Origin of the sequence: Bordetella genomosp. 10 (assembly GCF_002261225.1) — a bacterium.
Lineage (GTDB): Bacteria > Pseudomonadota > Gammaproteobacteria > Burkholderiales > Burkholderiaceae_B > Bordetella_C.
In genome coordinates this window covers 1,548,728-1,566,324 of sequence record NZ_NEVM01000002.1, presented here as the reverse complement: position 1 = coordinate 1,566,324, position 17,597 = coordinate 1,548,728, and the positions used below count along the sequence as shown (strand labels likewise).

Here is a 17,597-nt window from a genome sequence, read left to right as displayed (position 1 = left end):
ATGAAGCACATCGCCTCGCGCGACAATCCGCTGGTCAAGGACCTGCACCGCATCGCGGCCGCCGCGGGGCGACGCGACGCGCCGGCCTTGCTGGACGGCGTGCACCTGTGCCAGGCCTGGCTGCAACACCAGGGCCCGCCGCTGCGCGCGCTCTTCGATGCCTCGCGCCTGGACAAGCCCGCGCTGGCGGATCTGGCCGCGCAATTGCCCGCCGAATGTTGCGTGTCCCTGGAGCCGCGGCTGCTGCACGGCCTGGCCAGCGTGGAGAGCGACCAGGGCGTGCTGTTCGTGGTCGAGCCGCCGCGGCCGGCGCTGCCGGCGCGCGTGGCGCAGGGATGCGTGCTGCTGGACCGCGTGCAGGATCCCGGCAACGTGGGCACGCTGCTGCGGACCAGCGCCGCGGCGGGCATCCGCCGCGTCATGCTGTCCGAAGGCTGCGCGGCGGCCTGGTCGCCCAAGGTGCTGCGCAGCGCGCAGGGGGCCCATTTCGCCTTGCAGGTCCATGAAAAGGTGGATCTGGCGGCGCTGGCGGGCCGCCTGGACGTGCCGCTGGCCGCCACCGCGCTGGAACGCTCGCAATCGCTCTACGACGCGGATCTGCCGGCCGCCTGCGCCTGGGTCTTCGGCCACGAAGGGCAGGGCGTGGCGCCGGAACTGCTGGCGGCCGCGTCCCTGCGCCTGCGCATTCCGCACGACAGCGCCGCGGTCGAGTCGCTGAACGTGGCCGCCGCCGCCGCGATCTGCCTGTTCGAGCAGCGCCGCCGCCATCCGCCGCCAGGCTGACGTCGGTCAGCGCGGGTCGTCGGCGAGGTCTCCCTGCCAGGGGCCTACGCCGGGGTGCGCCGCACAGGCGCACCCCTTCCGCACCTCGACGCTTCTCAGAGCGCCCGGTCCAGCCCCACTTCCTGCAATACCGTCGTGGAAATTTCCTCGATGGACTTGGTCGTGGTCGACAGCCATTCGATGCCTTCGCGCCGCATCATGCGCTCGGCCTCGGTCACCTCGTAGCGGCACTGCTCCAGCGAGGCGTACTTGCTGTTGGGCCGGCGTTCGTTGCGCACCTCGGCCAGGCGATCGGGCTGGATGGTCAGGCCGAACAGCTTGTCGCGGTAGGGAGCCAGGGTGGAGGGCAGGGCGCCGCGCTCGAAATCGTCCGGAATCAGCGGGAAGTTGGCCGCCTTGACCGCGTACTGCATGGCCAGGTACAGGCTGGTCGGCGTCTTGCCGCAGCGGGACACCCCCACCAGGATGACGTCGGCCTCGGCCAGGTTGGTGACGAACTGCCCGTCGTCGTGCGACAGGCTGAAATTGATGGCGTCGATCCGATTGCGGTATTTCTCGCTGTTGGCCGCCATGTGCGAGCGGCCGATCGAGTGGCTGGATTTCAGTCCCAGGGCCTGCTCGATATGGCTTACAAACGTGCCAAACAGATCCAGAAAGATACCGTTGGCCTGGCGCACCCGCGCCATCATTTCCGGATGCACCAGCGTGCTGAAGACGATGGGCTGCATGCCCGTCTCGGCGGCGTTGCGGTCGATGCGCAGGGCGGCTTCCTCGGCCTTCTGCAACGTGTCGACGAAAGGCAGGCGGATCTGGCGGAAATTGACTTCCTCGAATTGCGCCAGGACCGAGTGGCTGAAGGTCTCGGCGGTGATGCCGGTGCTGTCCGAGACGATGTAAACGGTGCGTTCAGTGGGGGAGATGGCCATATGTAAAAAATTCCAACGGGGCTGGAGGTAAGGAGAAGCTGACCGGGTACAATCGGACCCCGATAAGTCACCCCAAGAGCGGTCCCAAGGCCAGTTTGGTCAGGGCGTATGGATGTCCTGACCAAACTCGCTTTCATTCCATTGTAAAAGGTGACTTCAATGTCGTATGTCGTTTCTTTCGAGCAGCTCCGCATGACGGACGTGGACTCGGTAGGAGGTAAGAACGCTTCTCTCGGCGAAATGATCAGCCAACTGTCCGGCGCGGGTGTCCGCGTTCCGGGCGGCTTTGCCACGACCGCGCAGGCCTTCCGCGACTTTCTCAAGTCGTCGGGCCTGGACAAGCGCATCGCCGATCGCCTCTCCACGCTGAACCCGGAAGACGTCCGCGAACTGGCCACGGCCGGCGCGGAAATCCGCCAATGGCTGGTCGACGCGCCGTTCTCGCCCGAGTTCGAGCAGCAGATCCGCGACGCCTTCGCCAAGCTGGACGCCGACGGCAAGGGCACCTTCGCCGTGCGTTCCTCGGCCACCGCCGAAGACCTGCCGGATGCCTCGTTCGCCGGCCAGCAGGAAACCTTCCTCAACGTCGTCGGCATCGACGACGTGCTCGACAAGATCCGCCACGTCTTCGCGTCGCTCTACAACGACCGCGCGATTTCCTATCGCGTGCACAAGGGCTATGCCCACGCCGAAGTCGCGCTGTCGGCCGGCATCCAGCGCATGGTGCGCTCGGACAAGGGCAGCGCCGGCGTGATGTTCACCATCGACACCGAATCCGGCTTCAAGGACGTGGTGTTCATCACCTCGTCCTACGGCCTGGGCGAAACCGTGGTGCAGGGCGCGGTCAACCCCGACGAGTTCTACGTCTTCAAGCCCACGCTGGAGCAGGGCCACTATCCCATCGTCAGCCGCCGCATCGGTTCCAAGCTCATCAAGATGGAGTTCGACCCCGAGCGTCCCCAGGGCCGCGCCGTGCGCACGGTCGACGTGCCGGTGTCGGAGCGCAACCGCTATTCGCTGACCGACGAGGAAGTGACCGAACTGGCGCGCTACGCCGTCATCATCGAGAAGCACTACCAGCGTCCGATGGACATCGAATGGGGCCGCGACGGCGTCGACGGCAAGATCTACATCCTGCAGGCGCGCCCGGAAACGGTGAAGTCGCAGCAGTCGAACTCCGACGTGCAGCAGCGCTATCGCCTGAAGGCCACCGGCAAGGTGCTGGTCACCGGCCGCGCCATCGGCCAGAAGATCGGCTCGGGCCCGGTGCGCATCGTGGCCGACGTGTCGGAAATGGACAAGGTGCAGGCCGGCGACGTGCTGGTCACGGACATGACCGATCCCAACTGGGAGCCGGTGATGAAGCGCGCCTCGGCCATCGTCACCAACCGCGGCGGCCGCACCTGCCACGCCGCCATCATCGCGCGTGAACTGGGCATCCCGGCCGTGGTCGGCTGCGCCACCGCCACCGACGACCTGAAGGAAGGCCAGTCGGTGACCGTGTCCTGCGCCGAAGGCGACGAAGGCCGCATCTACGACGGCCTGATCGAGACCGAGGTCGAGGAAGTGCGCCGCGGCGAGATGCCGCCGATCGACGTCAAGATCATGATGAACGTCGGCAATCCGCAACTGGCTTTCGACTTCGCCCAGATTCCCAACGAAGGCGTGGGCCTGGCGCGCCTGGAATTCATCATCAACAACAACATCGGCATCCACCCCAAGGCGGTGCTGGACTACCCGAACGTGGACGGCGAGCTGAAGAAGGCGGTCGAATCGGCCGCGCGCGGCTATGCCAGCCCGCGCGCCTTCTTCGTCGAGAAGCTGGCCGAGGGCATCGCGACCATCGCTTCGGCCTTCTGGCCCAAGTCGGTCATCGTGCGCCTGTCCGACTTCAAGTCCAACGAGTACCGCAAGCTGGTCGGCGGTTCGCGCTACGAGCCCGAGGAAGAGAACCCCATGCTGGGCTTCCGCGGCGCCTCGCGCTACATCGCCGAGGAGTTCGACGAGTGCTTCCGCATGGAATGCGAGGCGCTCAAGCGGGTGCGCGATGAAATGGGCCTGACCAACGTCGAGATCATGGTGCCCTTCGTCCGCACGGTCAGCCAGGCCGAGCGCGTGGTGGGCCTGCTGGGCAAGCACGGCCTGAAGCGCGGCGAAAACGGCCTGCGCCTGATCATGATGTGCGAAGTGCCGTCCAACGCCATCCTGGCCGACGCGTTCCTCGAGCACTTCGACGGCTTCTCGATCGGTTCGAACGACATGACCCAGTTGACCCTGGGCCTGGACCGCGACTCCGGCATGGAGCTGCTGGCGGCCGATTTCGACGAGCGCGACGACGCGGTGAAATTCATGCTGCGCCGGGCCATCAAGGCCTGCCTGTCCGCTAATAAGTACGTCGGCATCTGCGGCCAGGGCCCCAGCGACCACCCGGACTTCGCGCAGTGGCTGAAGGACGAAGGCATCCTGTCGATGTCGCTGAACCCGGACACCGTGGTCGACACCTGGCAGCGCCTGGCGAAGTAAGCCAGGTCACTTCCGTGCCGCGGCCTCGCGCGTAATCAGCTCCAGCTTGCGCGCGACGCCCCAGCGGTAGCCCGCCATCGCGCCGTCCTGCCGGACCACGCGGTGGCAGGGGATGACCAGCGCCAGGGGATTGGTGGCGCAGGCGCGCGCCACCGCGCGCACGGAAGAGGGCGCGCCGATGCGCCGCGCCACTTCGGTATAGGTGACGGTGGTGCCGGGCGGAATGGCGCGCAGGGCCTGCCACACCCGCTGCTGGAAGGCCGTGCCGCGCACGTCCATCGGCAGGTCCAGCCCTTGCGCCGGGTTCTCGACGAAACCGACCACGGCGGCCACCCAATGCTTGAATTCGTCGTCCGCGCCTTCCAGCGTCGCTTGCGGATAGCGGTCCTGCAGGTCCCGCACCAGCGCCGGGGCGTCGTCTCCCAGCGCGATTTCGCAGATGCCCTTGGCCGTGGCCGCCACCAGCAGCGCGCCCAGCGCGCATTGGGCGACCGCGAAGCGGATCTCCAGGCCGGCGCCGCCGCGGCGCCGTTGCGTGGGCGTCATGCCCAGCATGGCGGCGGTGTTTTCGTAGAAGCGGCCGCTGGAATTGAAACCGCCGTCGTACAGGGCCTGGGTGATGCTGGCCCCCTGGTCCAGTTCGCGCCGGGTGCGCGCGGCGCGCAAGGCGGTGGCATAGGCCTTGGGGGTGATCCCGGTCATGGACTTGAAGACGCGATGGAAGTGGAAGCGGCTCAGCCCGGCCTGCTCGGCCAGGGCCGCCAGGTCCGGCGTCTCGCCGGCCTCCATGGCGCGGCAGGCCTGTTCGACCAGGGCGGCATGGCGGGGGGCGGACATGGCATTGTCATTCATCATGGTGGACTCCGTGCGGGCGCATGGCGATGCGTAATGGTCCTATCTTCGCAACGGCGGCCGCCCCCGTCACTCCGCTTGTTGCGCTTCAGGCCGCCAGGGCCGCGTCGGTAGCGTAGAGCTGGAGGAAGCGGCGCAGCAGGCCGGCGGATTCCGGCGTCGCCCGCAGCTCGCCGGCGACCGCGCCGGCATCGATGTTTTCCCGCGCATAGCGTTCGGCATACTGGCGCAAATGCTCGCGCATGAAGTCCACGCCGAATTCCGGATGGAATTGCGTGGACACGATATGGGGCGCCAGGCGCAGCAACTGGCAGCCGTCCATGGCGGAGCGCGCCAGCACCCGGGCGCCCGGTGGCAGTTCGACCACGGTCTGTTCGTGCATGGTCTGCACCGGGAAGGCGCGCGGCAGGCCCTCCAGCAGCGGGTCGTCGGCCACCAGTTCGAGCTGGCGGGTGCCGATCTCGCGGCCGGCGGGGTTGTAATCGACCCGTCCCCCGAGGGCATGGGCCAGCAACTGGTGCCCGTAGCAGATGCCGAACATGGGCAGGCCGTCGCGGGCGGCCTGGCGCAGCCAGTCGGCCGTTTCCTCGCCCCAGGCATCGCGGTCCGTCACGTTGGCCGGCGAGCCGGTGATCAGCGCGGCGCGGTAATGCCGCGCCTCGCGCGGCCGTTCGCCGAGGAAAACCGGCACGACATGCACGTCGGTGTCGTCCAGGCCGGCGGCCGCCTTCATGAAATCGGCATAGCCGCCGAAGCGTTCCGTGAGGCTGGGATTGGGATCGCCGGTGTGGAGAATGAGAACGGGGAGGCCGGAGCGGTTCATGGTCGGTGTCGTGGCGCGGGCAGGCGGGAAGGGGACGGGAAGCGTCAACGACATGATAATCCAGCGTGCCGGCGCGAGGTCCGCAGGGATCAGCCCAAAATCGTACAATCACCCCCGGCCAGGCCCGCGCCTGGTTCCCCTGTCTCGCGGAGAACGTGTCTATGTGGATCTGGTTCGGATTGGCTGTCCTCGCGTTGATCGGGGAAATCGCCAGCGGGACCTTCTATCTGTTGCTGGTCGCCGTCGGCCTGGCGGCCGGCGGGCTGGCCGCGGCCGGCGGCGTCAGCCTCGAAGCGCAACTGCTGGCTTGCAGCATCGTCGCGCTGGCGGGCCTGTTCCTCTTGCGGCGCACCGGCGTCCTGAAAAAGCGCGAGGTCGACGCCGCGCGCAACGCGGACGTCAACCTGGACATCGGCCAGGTGGTGCGCGTCGATGCCTGGGACGCGGACGGCATGGCCCGGGTGCAATACCGCGGCGCCAGTTGGCAGGTGGAACTGGCGCCCGGCAATACCCCCCAAGGCGGTGAATTCGTCATCACGGCGGTCCGCGGCAGCAGCCTCATCGTCGCGCCCCGCGCCACGCCGGCCCGGTCCTGATTCCCGAAGCCGATCCTCAAGTTCCCCACCCGGTATCCAAAGGTGTTCGCCATGCTCGATCCTTCTTCCATCGTCCTGATAGTCCTGGTCCTGCTCGTGGTGCTGATCATCGTGCGGGCGATCGCCATCGTGCCGCAGCAGCATGCCTGGGTCGTCGAACGGCTCGGCAAGTTCGACCGGGTGCTGTCGCCCGGCGCGGGGTTCGTGATTCCCTTCGTCGAGCGGGTGGCCTACAAGCATTCCCTCAAGGAAATTCCGCTGGACGTGCCCAGCCAGGTCTGCATCACGCGCGACAATACCCAGTTGCAGGTCGACGGCGTGCTGTATTTCCAGGTCACCGATCCGATGCGGGCCTCCTACGGTTCGTCCAACTACATTTCCGCCATCACCCAGTTGTCGCAGACCACGCTGCGTTCGGTGATCGGCAAGCTGGAGCTGGACCGCACTTTCGAAGAGCGCGAGTTCATCAACACCACCATCGTGGCGTCGCTGGACGAGGCGGCCCTGAACTGGGGTGTCAAGGTGCTGCGCTACGAGATCAAGGACCTGACCCCACCCAATGAAATCCTGCGGGCCATGCAGGCGCAGATCACCGCCGAACGCGAGAAGCGCGCGCTGATCGCCGCCTCCGAAGGCCGCCGCCAGGAACAGATCAATATCGCCACCGGTGAACGCGAGGCGGCGATCGCCCGCTCCGAGGGCGAAAAGCAGGCCCAGATCAACCAGGCCCAGGGCGAGGCGGCCGCCGTGCTGGCGATCGCCGAGGCCACCGCCAAGGCCATCACGCAGGTGGCGGAGGCGGTGCGCCAGCCCGGTGGCATGGAGGCCGTCAACCTGAAGGTGGCGGAACGCTACGTCGAGGCCTTCGGCAACGTGGCCAAGCAGGGCAATACCCTGATCCTGCCGGCCAACGTGGCGGATATGGGCAGCATGGTCGCCACGGCGATGTCCATCGTCAAGGCGGCGCCGCGCTAAGGCCGCGACCGCGCGGTCATAGAAATGGTCGGAGTCACGACGCTGTTCATCGTCATGGGGTTGGCCAGCGTGCTCATGCTGGGCGTGCTGGGTTCGCTCGCGCGCAGCGGCATCCCCGGCGTCAACGCGTGTATCCAGGCGTCCTTCGCCACCGCGCTGGGGATATTGCTGATCTCCGCCCAGCCCATGCTGCCGCCCGTGATCGGCATCATCGTCGCCAATATGCTGATGGGCGTGGGCATGCTCCTGTACCTGGCGGCGGTCAGGCAGTTCTTCGGCCGGTCCGTGCCGGTGACGGCGTCGGTGGTGGCGCTGGTAGTGCAGTTCACCGGGCTGGTCCTGTTCTGGTACGTATGGCGCGATTTCACGGCCCGCGTCCTGCTCGTCTCCATCATGTACTCGGTGCTGGCCGCGGCGGTGGGCATCACGGTCCTGCGCAACACCCCTTATGGCCGGCCCGCCTATCCCTACGTGTTCGCGGTGGGCGTGTCGATGTTCGTGGCGGTGGGCTACGCGGTGCGGGCCGTGGTCTACATGCTCCGCATCGACGCCGTGGGCTCGCTGGCGGAGTCCTCGCCGGTGCAGATCGCCTTCCTGGTCGTGGGCATCATGGCCTTGCCGGGCCTGACGCTGGCGATGATCCTGATGATCCACGACCGCATGCTGGCCGAGCGCGAGACCGAGGTGAACACGGACTACCTGACCGGCGTGCTGTCGCGCAAGGCGTGGTGGCTGCTGGCGGAAAAAATCCTGGCCCAGGCCGCCCGCAACGACCGGCGGCTTTCCCTGTTGATGCTGGACATCGACCGCTTCAAGCACATCAACGATACCTACGGCCACCTGCTGGGCGACGCCGTGCTGCAGCACTTCGGCGCCCTGGCCGTCAACGTGCTGCCCGAGGAGGACATCGTCGGCCGCATCGGCGGCGAGGAATTCGTCGTGCTTTTCCCGGACACCCGCATCGACGCCGCCTTGTTCGCCAGCGAGACGCTGCTGCGGATGGTGCGCGGCTCCCCTTGCGGCCATGGCAGCCGTTCCATCAGCTACACCTTCAGCGGCGGCCTGGTGGAGTGGGACGGCGAGGAAGACGCGCAGGCGATGGCCCAGCGCGCCGACCAGGCCTTGTATGCCGCGAAAGAAGGGGGCCGCGACCGCATCGTCGTGCGGCGCTGAGCGGTCGGGAAATCCATGGGACAAATGAGCGGCCCCACTCTCATGATGGTCGTCGCGATGCTGGTCTGCCTCCTGATGCTGGCGGGGCTCGCCACCTTCGCGCGCGCCGGCGTTCCCGGCGTGAGGGCATGCATCGTCGCCACCTCGTTGACGGTGGTCTCGGTGCTGGTCATCGTCCTGCAGCCGCTGCTGCCGCCGTTCATCGGCATCGTGGTGGGCAATACCATGCTCGGGGCCGCGATGGCGCTGTACGTGGTCGCGATACGATGGTTCTTCGGCCTCGCCGCTCCCATCCGGGGATTGATCCTGATCGTCATCCTGGAGGCGGTCGGCCTGGCGCTGTTCTGGTACGTGTGGCGCAGTTTCTCGGCCAGGACCGTGATCATTTCGGTCACCCATTGCACCTTGACGGTGGCGATGGCCGTCACGGTGCTGCGCAACCGGCCGCTGCACCGGCCGGCCTATCCGTATCTGTTCGCGCTGGGCATGTCGTCGCTCCAGGCCGTCGCCCACGCCTTGCGCACGGTGGTCTACTTCCTGCACGTGGACCCCATCGAGGCGATGCACCAGACCTCGATCTTCCAGATGACGTTCCTGGCGGTGGGCGTCTTCACGCTGCCGGGCCTCACGCTGGGGATGATCGTCATGGCGCACGACCGCATGCTGTCCGAGCGGGAGAACGAGGCGAATACGGATAGCGTGACCGGCGTGCTGTCGCGCAAGGCGTGGCGGCTGCTGGTGGAGAAGACCGTGGCCCGCGCCACCCGCGGCAACCAGCGGTTCTCCCTGCTGGTGCTGGATATCGATCGCTTCCGGCAGATCAACGACACCTACGGGCACCTGCTGGGCGATGCGGTGCTGCGGCATTTCACCGCGCTGGCGGCGGGCGTGCTGCGCCAGGAGGATTTCATCGGCCGGATCGACGACGAGCGGTTCGGAATCCTCTATCCCGACCTCCGCATCGACGGGGCGCTGCTGGCGAGCGAAAAACTGCTGCGCGCGGTGCGCGAGAACGCGTGCGAGCAAGGCCATTGGTCGGTGGCCTATACCTTCAGCGCGGGCCTGGTGGAGTGGGACGGGCAGGAGAGCGCGCAGGCGGTGGCCGAGCGCGCCGGCCAGGCGCTGCGGCGCGCCAGGGAGGACGGGCGCGGCCGCATCGTGGCATGTCCCACGGCAACATCCTGGAATGTCCATGCGTGACCCGAAGGAGAACGGAATATGCCAACCCCCGCCTTGTGGCTGACCAGCGTCATCATCATCTGCCTGCTGATGATGGGGATGCTGTTCTCCCTTTCCCGCAGCGGCATCCCCGGCGTGGCGACGACAGCCTGCGGGGCGGCCGTGACATGCGTCGCGGTTGCGCTGACCGCGGCCCCGCCGCTGCTGGCCGGGGGCCTGCCGGTGCCGGTGCGCCTACTGGGCGGCGTCCTGCTGGGCGTCGATATGGCGCTCTATTTCGTGGCCGTGCGGCAGTTCTTCGGCCTGGGCGTGCCGAAGGCGGCACTGGCCGTCCTGCTCCTGCTGTACGCGCTGGCGCTGGCGGCCTTCTGGTACGTCTCGACGGATTTTTCCATGCGCACCGCCATCGTATCGACGATGCGCGGACTGATGGCGGGCCTGATCGCCGTCACGGTGCTGCGCCATCGGCCAGCGGGCCAAGCGGCCTATCCCTACGTTTTCACCGTGGCGATGGCGGGGGCGCTGGCGCTGATGCATGCCTGGCGCGCCGTCGTCTACTTCCTGCGGCTGGACGGCATCGGCGCCCTGTGGCAGTCGTCGACGGTCAATACGATCTACCTTTCGATCGGCCTGGTGACGCTGCCGGGGATCATGCTGGGCATGATCCTGATGATCCACGACCGGATGCTGGAGCAGCGCGTCAGCAAGGCGGTGGCGGACAGCCGCGGTCGCCAGGATCCGCGGCGGCCTTGAGGCCGGGCATCGCGCCCGTCCGTTCAGTCGCCGCGGCGCGCGTTGCGCGTGTCGTGCTTCATCAGGCGTTCCTTCTCGCGCGCCCAGTCCTTGTCGCGCGCGGTGTCGCGCTTGTCGTGCAGCTTCTTGCCGCGGCCCAGCGCGAAGTCCAGCTTGATGCGGCCGTTCTTGTAGTGGAGATTCAGCGGCACCAGGGTATAGCCGCGTTGTTCCACCTTGCCGATCAGCTTGCTGATTTCCTCTGCCTTCAGCAGCAGCTTGCGGGTGCGCGTGGCGTCCGGATGGATGTGGGTGGACGCCGTCGGCAGCGGGCTGACGTGCATATTGAGGAGGAACAGTTCGCCATTGCGCACGATCACGTGGCTGTCGCTCAACTGCACGCGGTTGTCGCGTATGGCCTTGACCTCCCAGCCCTCCAGGACCAGGCCGGCCTCGTAGCGGTCCTCGATGAAGTATTCGTGGCTTGCTTTGCGATTATCGATAATGCTCATGGGGGTCCGGCGCATGCCGGCGCGTATAGCCGCTAAAATCCTGTCATTCTAGCCATTTGCGATAGTCGATGCACAAAGTCCAACGATCCGTCCTCGTGCCATACAGCGACGCCCAGATGTTCGAACTGGTGGCCGGGGTGGAAAAATACCCTGAATTCATGCCGTGGTGCGGCGGCGCCGAAGTCCGTTCGCGCGACGAACATGGCATGGAAGCATCCATCGTCATCAGCTTCGCCGGGCTCAAGCAGCGTTTCAGCACCCGCAACAAGCACGTCTTTCCGGAGCGCATCGACCTGGAGCTGGTCGACGGGCCGTTTTCCATGCTGGTGGGCCACTGGTATTTCCAGGCGCTGTCGCCGGACGCATGCAAGGTGCTGTTCACCATGGAATACGAGTTCTCCAACCGGGCGCTGGAGATGGTGGTGGGGCCGGTGTTCAACCGCATCGCCACCAGCTTCATCGATTCCTTCACCAAGCGGGCCCAGGCCGTCTATGGCGAATGAGCATGGCGAATGAACCGGCGCCGGGCGTCGGGGGGCGGCAACCCGCTGCCCCGATGCTTTCGATATTGGTTTGCCAGGCCTGGCCGGGGCGCGTCTGGCAGGCCAGGCTGACGCTGCCGGCCGGCGCCAGCGTGGCCCAGGCATTGGCCGCGAGCGGCTACGACCAGGCGTTTCCGGGACAGGATCCCTGGGCGCACGGCGTCGGCATCTACGGCCACGCGGTGCGGGCGCAGGACCTTCTGCGCGACGGCGACCGCATCGAGATCTATCGCCCGCTGACCTTCGATCCCATGGAGTCGCGCCGGCGCCGGGCCGCCCATCGCGGACGCACCATGCCGGTGGCGCGCCCGGCGCGCACGCCCAAGGCGCGGCGCTGAGCTGAACTCCTGGCGCTGACCCCCCTTCGGACGGCAGTCCGGCGCGCCGCGCCGGTCCACGGGCCGATTTACTTGCGCGGAGCTTGACGTTAACGTCAACGTAAAAGCCAAGCTGGCGTAATATGCCAGCAGGCTCCGGCGCCGGCCGACGCGGCGGCGCCGCGATGTGCCCGACCATTCCTGCGTAAAAATGCAGCGCGGCCACAAGCCGCCGGAGGAGACGAACGTGGATCTGGATCTGACCGAGGAACAGCGGGCCTATGCCCAGGCGGCGCGCGAATTCGCCGAGGGCGAGCTGGCCCCGCATGCGGCGCGCTGGGACGCCGAGGGGATTTTCCCCAAGGAAGTCTTCCACAAGGCGGGCGAACTGGGGTTTTGCGGGCTGTACGCCAGCGCCGCCATCGGCGGCCTGGAACTGCCGCGCCTGGACGCCACCCTGGTGTTCGAGGAAATGGCGGCGGTCGACCCGTCCACCACCGCCTTCCTGACGATCCACAACATGGCCGCCTGGATGGTGGGGAATTGGGGCGGCGCCCGCGTGCGCGAGGAATGGGGATCGGCGCTGACTTCCGGCGCCAGGCTGGCGTCCTATTGCCTGACCGAGCCCGGCTCGGGTTCCGACGCCGCGTCGCTGCGCACCGCCGCCGCCGGGACGCCGGATGGGGCGCACTACGTCCTGAACGGCGCCAAGGCCTTTATTTCGGGCGGCGGCGACACCGATCTGCTGATCGTCATGGCGCGCACGGGCGGCGGCGGCGCGGGCGGCGTCAGCGCCTTCGCCGTGCCGGCCGACTCGCCGGGGATCTCCTATGGCCGCAAGGAAGAAAAAATGGGCTGGAACAGCCAGTCCACGCGCGCCATCGTCTTCGAAAACGTGAAGGTGCCGGCCGACCACATGCTGGGCGAGCCGGGGCAGGGCTTCAAGTTGGCCATGAAGGGCCTGGACGGCGGGCGCATCAACATCGCCACCTGCTCGGTGGGCGCGGCCCAGGGCGCGCTGGACGCGGCGCGCCGATACATGCTGGAACGCCGGCAGTTCGGCGCGCGCCTGGCGGAATTCCAGGCGCTGCAATTCAAGCTGGCCGACATGGCCACCCACCTGGTGGCGGCGCGCCAGATGGTGCGCCTGGCCGCCTGCAAACTGGACGCGGGCGCGGCCGACGCCGCCGCCTATTGCGCCATGGCCAAGCGCTTCGCCACCGACATGGGTTTCCAGATCTGCCTGGACGCGCAGCAGATACATGGTGGTTACGGATATTTGCGGGACTATCCGCTTGAGCGTCTGGTGCGCGATACTCGCGTGCACCAGATCCTGGAAGGGACCAACGAGATCATGCGCGTGATCGTGGCCCGCCAGTTGTTGGAAAAAGGAGCAGAACTACGATGAGCGATTCCGTGTTGTACGAGGAACGCGCGACCCGCAACGGCATGAAGATAGGGGTGGCGACGCTGAACGCGCCGCAGACCCTGAACGGCCTGTCGCTGGACATGGCGCGCAGCCTGGCGCACCGTTTGAACGAATGGGCGCAGGACCCGGAGGTGGTCCTGGTGCTGTTGCAGGGCGCCGGCGACAAGGCCTTCTGCGCCGGCGGCGATTTGCATGGGCTGTACCGCAGCATGCGCGAGACGGCCGGCCAGGGCGCCTGGGCCAATGTCTATGCGCGGGAGTTCTTCGAAGTCGAATACCGCCTGGATTACCAGATCCACACCTACCCCAAGCCCCTCCTGTGCTGGGGCCACGGCTACGTGATGGGCGGCGGCATCGGCCTGATGATGGGGGCCAGCCATCGCGTGGTCAGCGAGCATTCGCGCCTGGGCATGCCGGAGGTGTCCATCGGCCTGTTCCCGGACGTCGGCGGCAGTTGGCTGCTCAACCGCATGCCCGGCAGCACCGGCCTGTTCCTGGCCCTCACCGGCGCCCAGTTGAATACGTCCGACGCCTTTTTCGCCGGGCTGGCGGACTTCCACGTGCGGCACGCGGATTGGCCGGCGCTGGTCGAATCGCTGCTGGACCAGCCCTGGGCCGGCCCGCGCGGGGGCGCCGATACGGACGCCAAGGATTCGTTCGCGCCGCGCTCCATCAACGACGGCCTGCTGCGCCGCGCGCTGATCGCCATGGAGCCCAGCGAAACGCTGGAGCCGGGCCCGCTGCGCCAGCATTCGTTCATGATCAACAACCTCTGCTCGGGCACGCGGCTGGATGAAATCCATGCCGACATCGCGGCCCTGGCGGACCATGCCGATCCCTGGCTGGCCAAGGCGGCCAGGACCATGCTGGCGGGGTCGCCGGGCACCGTGCGCCTGGCCTTCACCCTGTTGCAGCGCCTGCGCCAGCGCTCGCTGGCCGACGTGTTCCGCGCGGAGTACGTGGCGGCGCTGGCGGCCACGGCGCATGGCGACTTCGCCGAGGGAATACGCGCCCTGCTGATCGACAAGGACAAGCGTCCGCGCTGGAATCCGGCCACGCTGGCGGAAGCCGGCGAGGTGTGGGTGCAGAAGTTCTTCCAGGAGCCCTGGCCCTCGCACCTGCCGCACCCGCTGGCCGATCTCGGCGCCTGAGGCGGCAGCCAGGCGGGGAGGAGGGTGCCCGGGACCGCCCGATGATGACAGGAGGAAAGCCGCCCGCGCCGCGCGGCCCGGGCGGCTCTCCTCGGCAGGAACGATGACAACAAAAGCGTGCCGCCGCGCGTGCGGACATGCCCGATCGCAGCACGACATCGAGGAGACGAAACATGAGCAAGATCGCTTTTATCGGACTGGGCAATATGGGCGGCCCGATGGCCTTGAACCTGATCAAGGGCGGGCATGAGCTGACGGTCTACGACCTGGTGCCGGCCAGCATCCAGGCGGCCACCGCGGCGGGCGCGCGCGCCGCGGCGTCGGCGCGCGAGGCGGTGGCGGGCGCCGAGGTGGTGATCTCCATGCTGCCGGCCAGCCGGCACGTGGAAAAGCTGTACCTGGACGACGGCTTGCTGCAAGCCGTCGACGCCGCCGCGCTGGTCATCGAATGCAGCACCATCGCGCCGGAAAGCGCGCGCAAGGTGGCCGCGGCGGCGCAGGCGCGCGGCATCGCCATGATCGACGCGCCGGTGTCGGGCGGCACCGGCGGCGCGGCGGCCGGCACGCTTACCTTCATCGTCGGCGGCGACGCGGCCGCCCTCGAACGCGGCAGGCCCATCCTGGAAAAAATGGGCAAGAACATCTTCCATGCCGGCGCGGCGGGCGCCGGCCAGGTGGCGAAGATCTGCAACAACATGCTGTTGGGGATACTCATGGCCGGGACGTCGGAGGCCTTGTCGCTGGGCGTGGCCAATGGCCTGGATCCCGCGGTGCTGTCCGATATCATCGCCAAGAGCTCGGGCCGCAATTGGGCGACCGAACTGTACAACCCCTGGCCGGGCGTCATGCCGCAGGCGCCCGCGTCCAAGGCGTATGCCGGCGGCTTCGGCACCGACCTCATGCTCAAGGACCTGGGCCTGGCGGCGGAGGCGGCGCTGTCGACCCGTTCGGCCACGCCGCTGGGCGAACTGGCGCGCAACCTGTACGCGCTGCATAGCGCGGGCGGCCACGGCAAGCTGGATTTTTCCAGCATCGTGAAGCTCTACCAGGCGAAGGGCTAGGCAAGGCAGGGCGCGGCAGGGCAAGGCAGGGCGGTGGACCGGACGGTCCGACCCGGCCGGGCCCATCCGCCGCCGCTTTGCCTTCGAAGCGGGTAGTATCGCGGCGTACCCACTTCCGCCGTATCGCCATGCCGTCGAAGGAACACCATCGCATTTTCCGCAGCAACTGGCTGCGCGCCGCCGTGCTGGGCGCCAATGACGGCATCGTGTCGACGGCCAGCCTGATCGGCGGCGTGGCCGCGGCGTCCGGCGGCCAGCATGCCATCCTGACGGCGGGCTTGGCCGGCCTGATCGCCGGGGCCTTGTCCATGGCGGCCGGCGAATATGTCTCGGTCAAGTCGCAGTCCGACGTCGAGCACGCCGACCTGCGGCTGGAACAGCGCTCGCTCAAGGGCAATTCGGCGATGGAGCTGGAGGAGTTGACGGAGATCTACATCGCGCGCGGCCTGACGCGCGAACTGGCCGGCCAGGTTGCCCGCGCCCTGACGGCGCACGACGCCCTGGACGCGCATGCGCGCGACGAACTGGGCATTTCCGTGAGCAGCAGGGCGCGGCCGGTGCAGGCCGCTTTCGCCTCCGCCTGTAGCTTCGCCGGCGGCGCCCTGGTGCCGCTGCTGCTGGCGCTCGCCTTGCCGGCGTCCTGGCTGCTGGGCGGCGTGATCGCGGGTTCGGTGGCCGGACTGGCCCTGCTGGGCGTGGTCGCCGCATGGGCCGGCGGCGCGCCCAAGCGCATCGCCGCCTTGCGCGTGACGGTGCTCGGCGCCCTGGCGATGGCCATCACGGCGGGCGTGGGCTCGTTGTTCGGCGCCGCGCGCTGAGGCTGGTCCGCGCGGCGATCCTGAAGATATCGGCGGTTCAGGCCAGCGCGTAGGGCAAGGGCCGCACGTCGATCGCGGCCCCGTCGATCGCTCCCAGGCGCAAGCCGCCGCCTTCCAGCGCGGACAGCGTGGTCTCGAACAGAACGGCGGCATCCGGCGCGCCGGCGGCGTCGACGACGCGGCCGCAGGGCTCGTTGGGCTGGGCGGCGTCGTAGACGTCCGTGCCGGGCGCCACGTCGGCCGCCGCTATGCCGGCGACGACGCCGTAGGCCATGCGGCGCTTCACGGTGCCGCGGTAATGGCTGCGCGCGACGACTTCCTGGCCGGGATAGCAGCCCTTGGTGAAGCTGACGCCGCCGACGAGGTCCAGGTTGACGGTCTGGGGAATGAACATGTCCTGGGTTTGCGCGCCTATCCAGGGCACGCCGGCGGCGAGATCGTCGGCCCGCCAGTGGTCGGCGTCGCCCAGCGTCAGGCTGTTCAGCAGCGCGTTGTCGGGCGACTCCAGCCGGTCGAGCTGGGCGTCGCTGGCGATCCACCACCAGCGGGCGCCCGCCGTGGCGCCGGCGCCGGGCGCCGCGATCCAGGTGCCGCTGGGAAGATCGGCGCGCTGCCAGGCCGTGCGCGGCAGTTCGCCGCCGGCGGCGCGGCCCAGGGCCTCGATGTCCCGCGCGCCCCAGACGGCGGCGACGCGCAAGGGCGACAGCGCGAGCTTGGCCTTGGCGCGCAGCACGAACATGCCCAGGCGCTTGACCACCGCGGGCGCGACGTCCGCGCGCACCAGGGCATGGAAAACGGCGGGCGGCGGGACGACCGCCGCGTCCGTCGCCCCCGCCGTGCCGGCTGCCTGCGCCGCCGCGCCCGGGGCCGCGGCGTGCACGCCCGCGTGTTCGGCTTCGCGCCACATCACCATGGTCGCCAGCAGGCGTCCCTTGGCGGTGCAATAGCCGGCCAGGGCCGCGCGGGCGCTGTCCAGCCCGGTCAGGTCCTGAGTCAGTTGGCCGTGCAGGAAGGCGATGGCGTCGGCGCCGCTGGCGCTGACGACCTGCAGATCGGGCAGGGGCGCGCAATGCGCGAGGCCTTGGGCGGAATCGGGAATGGCTTCGAAGAAAGCATGCATGGTTCGGCGGCCGCGCTCGGGCGCGGCATCAAATGGTCTGAAACAAAAAGGGCCCCACGCCGCGCGGCCGCGCCGCTCGCTGCCC

General features: G+C 68.3%; 18 protein-coding genes. 13 read left to right on the top strand and 5 right to left on the bottom strand.

Going from position 1 to position 17,597, the window contains the following annotated elements; translation table 11 throughout:
- On the top strand, nucleotides 1-783 hold the full coding sequence (locus CAL29_RS16085; RefSeq protein WP_094853963.1) for a TrmH family RNA methyltransferase: 783 nt from the start codon (nucleotides 1-3) through the stop codon (nucleotides 781-783).
- A gap of 95 nt (nucleotides 784-878) precedes the next feature.
- Here the strand turns inward: CAL29_RS16085 and ppsR are convergent, their stop codons facing one another.
- Nucleotides 879-1,709, bottom strand: coding sequence for a posphoenolpyruvate synthetase regulatory kinase/phosphorylase PpsR (gene ppsR / locus CAL29_RS16080; RefSeq protein ID WP_094853962.1), 831 nt, complete (start codon nucleotides 1,707-1,709; stop codon nucleotides 879-881).
- A gap of 159 nt (nucleotides 1,710-1,868) precedes the next feature.
- Between ppsR and ppsA the strand changes: the two genes are divergently transcribed.
- Nucleotides 1,869-4,232: a phosphoenolpyruvate synthase gene (ppsA, locus tag CAL29_RS16075; RefSeq protein WP_094853961.1), complete on the top strand. Its 2,364-nt coding sequence runs from the start codon at nucleotides 1,869-1,871 to the stop codon at nucleotides 4,230-4,232.
- A gap of 6 nt (nucleotides 4,233-4,238) precedes the next feature.
- Here the strand turns inward: ppsA and CAL29_RS16070 are convergent, their stop codons facing one another.
- Complete coding sequence (locus tag CAL29_RS16070) at nucleotides 4,239-5,084, bottom strand: methylated-DNA--[protein]-cysteine S-methyltransferase (RefSeq protein ID WP_094854132.1); 846 nt, start codon at nucleotides 5,082-5,084, stop codon at nucleotides 4,239-4,241.
- A gap of 88 nt (nucleotides 5,085-5,172) precedes the next feature.
- Nucleotides 5,173-5,907 (bottom strand): glutamine amidotransferase, encoded by a 735-nt coding sequence (locus CAL29_RS16065; protein ID WP_094853960.1) that lies wholly within the window; start codon nucleotides 5,905-5,907, stop codon nucleotides 5,173-5,175.
- A 161-nt stretch (nucleotides 5,908-6,068) separates the two neighbouring features.
- On the opposite strand from CAL29_RS16065, the gene CAL29_RS16060 reads away from it, so the two are divergent.
- From CAL29_RS16060 to CAL29_RS16040, 5 genes are read left to right on the top strand one after another with little or no spacing between them, the layout of a single operon-like run.
- The gene (locus CAL29_RS16060) at nucleotides 6,069-6,503 is read left to right on the top strand and encodes an NfeD family protein (protein ID WP_094853959.1); all 435 of its coding nucleotides are present in this window, start codon (nucleotides 6,069-6,071) and stop codon (nucleotides 6,501-6,503) included.
- A 51-nt stretch (nucleotides 6,504-6,554) separates the two neighbouring features.
- Complete coding sequence (locus CAL29_RS16055) at nucleotides 6,555-7,478, top strand: SPFH domain-containing protein (RefSeq protein ID WP_094854131.1); 924 nt, start codon at nucleotides 6,555-6,557, stop codon at nucleotides 7,476-7,478.
- 24 nt (nucleotides 7,479-7,502) lie between these two features.
- Nucleotides 7,503-8,651: a GGDEF domain-containing protein gene (locus tag CAL29_RS16050; RefSeq protein WP_094853958.1), complete on the top strand. Its 1,149-nt coding sequence runs from the start codon at nucleotides 7,503-7,505 to the stop codon at nucleotides 8,649-8,651.
- A 24-nt stretch (nucleotides 8,652-8,675) separates the two neighbouring features.
- The gene (locus CAL29_RS16045; protein WP_179284060.1) at nucleotides 8,676-9,851 is read left to right on the top strand and encodes a GGDEF domain-containing protein; all 1,176 of its coding nucleotides are present in this window, start codon (nucleotides 8,676-8,678) and stop codon (nucleotides 9,849-9,851) included.
- 18 nt (nucleotides 9,852-9,869) lie between these two features.
- Entirely contained in the window at nucleotides 9,870-10,583 is a 714-nt protein-coding gene (locus CAL29_RS16040; protein WP_143277679.1) for a hypothetical protein, read from the top strand.
- Between the two features lie 23 nt (nucleotides 10,584-10,606).
- Here the strand turns inward: CAL29_RS16040 and smpB are convergent, their stop codons facing one another.
- The gene (gene smpB, locus CAL29_RS16035; protein WP_094854130.1) at nucleotides 10,607-11,074 is read right to left on the bottom strand and encodes an SsrA-binding protein SmpB; all 468 of its coding nucleotides are present in this window, start codon (nucleotides 11,072-11,074) and stop codon (nucleotides 10,607-10,609) included.
- 68 nt (nucleotides 11,075-11,142) lie between these two features.
- On the opposite strand from smpB, the gene CAL29_RS16030 reads away from it, so the two are divergent.
- From CAL29_RS16030 to CAL29_RS16005, 6 genes are all read left to right on the top strand, one after another.
- Nucleotides 11,143-11,577 carry a type II toxin-antitoxin system RatA family toxin gene (locus tag CAL29_RS16030; RefSeq protein ID WP_094853955.1) on the top strand — a complete coding sequence of 145 codons (435 nt, stop codon included), beginning with the start codon at nucleotides 11,143-11,145 and terminating at the stop codon, nucleotides 11,575-11,577.
- 2 nt (nucleotides 11,578-11,579) lie between these two features.
- A complete protein-coding gene (locus CAL29_RS16025; protein WP_094853954.1) occupies nucleotides 11,580-11,954 on the top strand; it encodes an RnfH family protein in 375 nt (124 codons plus the stop codon).
- Between the two features lie 226 nt (nucleotides 11,955-12,180).
- Nucleotides 12,181-13,341: an acyl-CoA dehydrogenase family protein gene (locus CAL29_RS16020; protein ID WP_094854129.1), complete on the top strand. Its 1,161-nt coding sequence runs from the start codon at nucleotides 12,181-12,183 to the stop codon at nucleotides 13,339-13,341.
- Complete coding sequence (locus CAL29_RS16015) at nucleotides 13,338-14,513, top strand: enoyl-CoA hydratase/isomerase family protein (protein WP_094853953.1); 1,176 nt, start codon at nucleotides 13,338-13,340, stop codon at nucleotides 14,511-14,513. The genes CAL29_RS16020 and CAL29_RS16015 overlap by 4 nt, the downstream gene beginning before the upstream one ends.
- A 173-nt stretch (nucleotides 14,514-14,686) precedes the next feature.
- Nucleotides 14,687-15,574: a 3-hydroxyisobutyrate dehydrogenase gene (gene mmsB, locus CAL29_RS16010; RefSeq protein WP_094853952.1), complete on the top strand. Its 888-nt coding sequence runs from the start codon at nucleotides 14,687-14,689 to the stop codon at nucleotides 15,572-15,574.
- Nucleotides 15,575-15,702: 128 nt separating this feature from the next.
- A complete protein-coding gene (locus tag CAL29_RS16005; protein ID WP_094853951.1) occupies nucleotides 15,703-16,392 on the top strand; it encodes a VIT1/CCC1 transporter family protein in 690 nt (229 codons plus the stop codon).
- Nucleotides 16,393-16,429: 37 nt separating this feature from the next.
- Here the strand turns inward: CAL29_RS16005 and ygfZ are convergent, their stop codons facing one another.
- Entirely contained in the window at nucleotides 16,430-17,512 is a 1,083-nt protein-coding gene (gene ygfZ, locus CAL29_RS16000) for a CAF17-like 4Fe-4S cluster assembly/insertion protein YgfZ (RefSeq protein ID WP_094853950.1), read from the bottom strand.
- Nucleotides 17,513-17,597 lie beyond the last annotated feature (85 nt).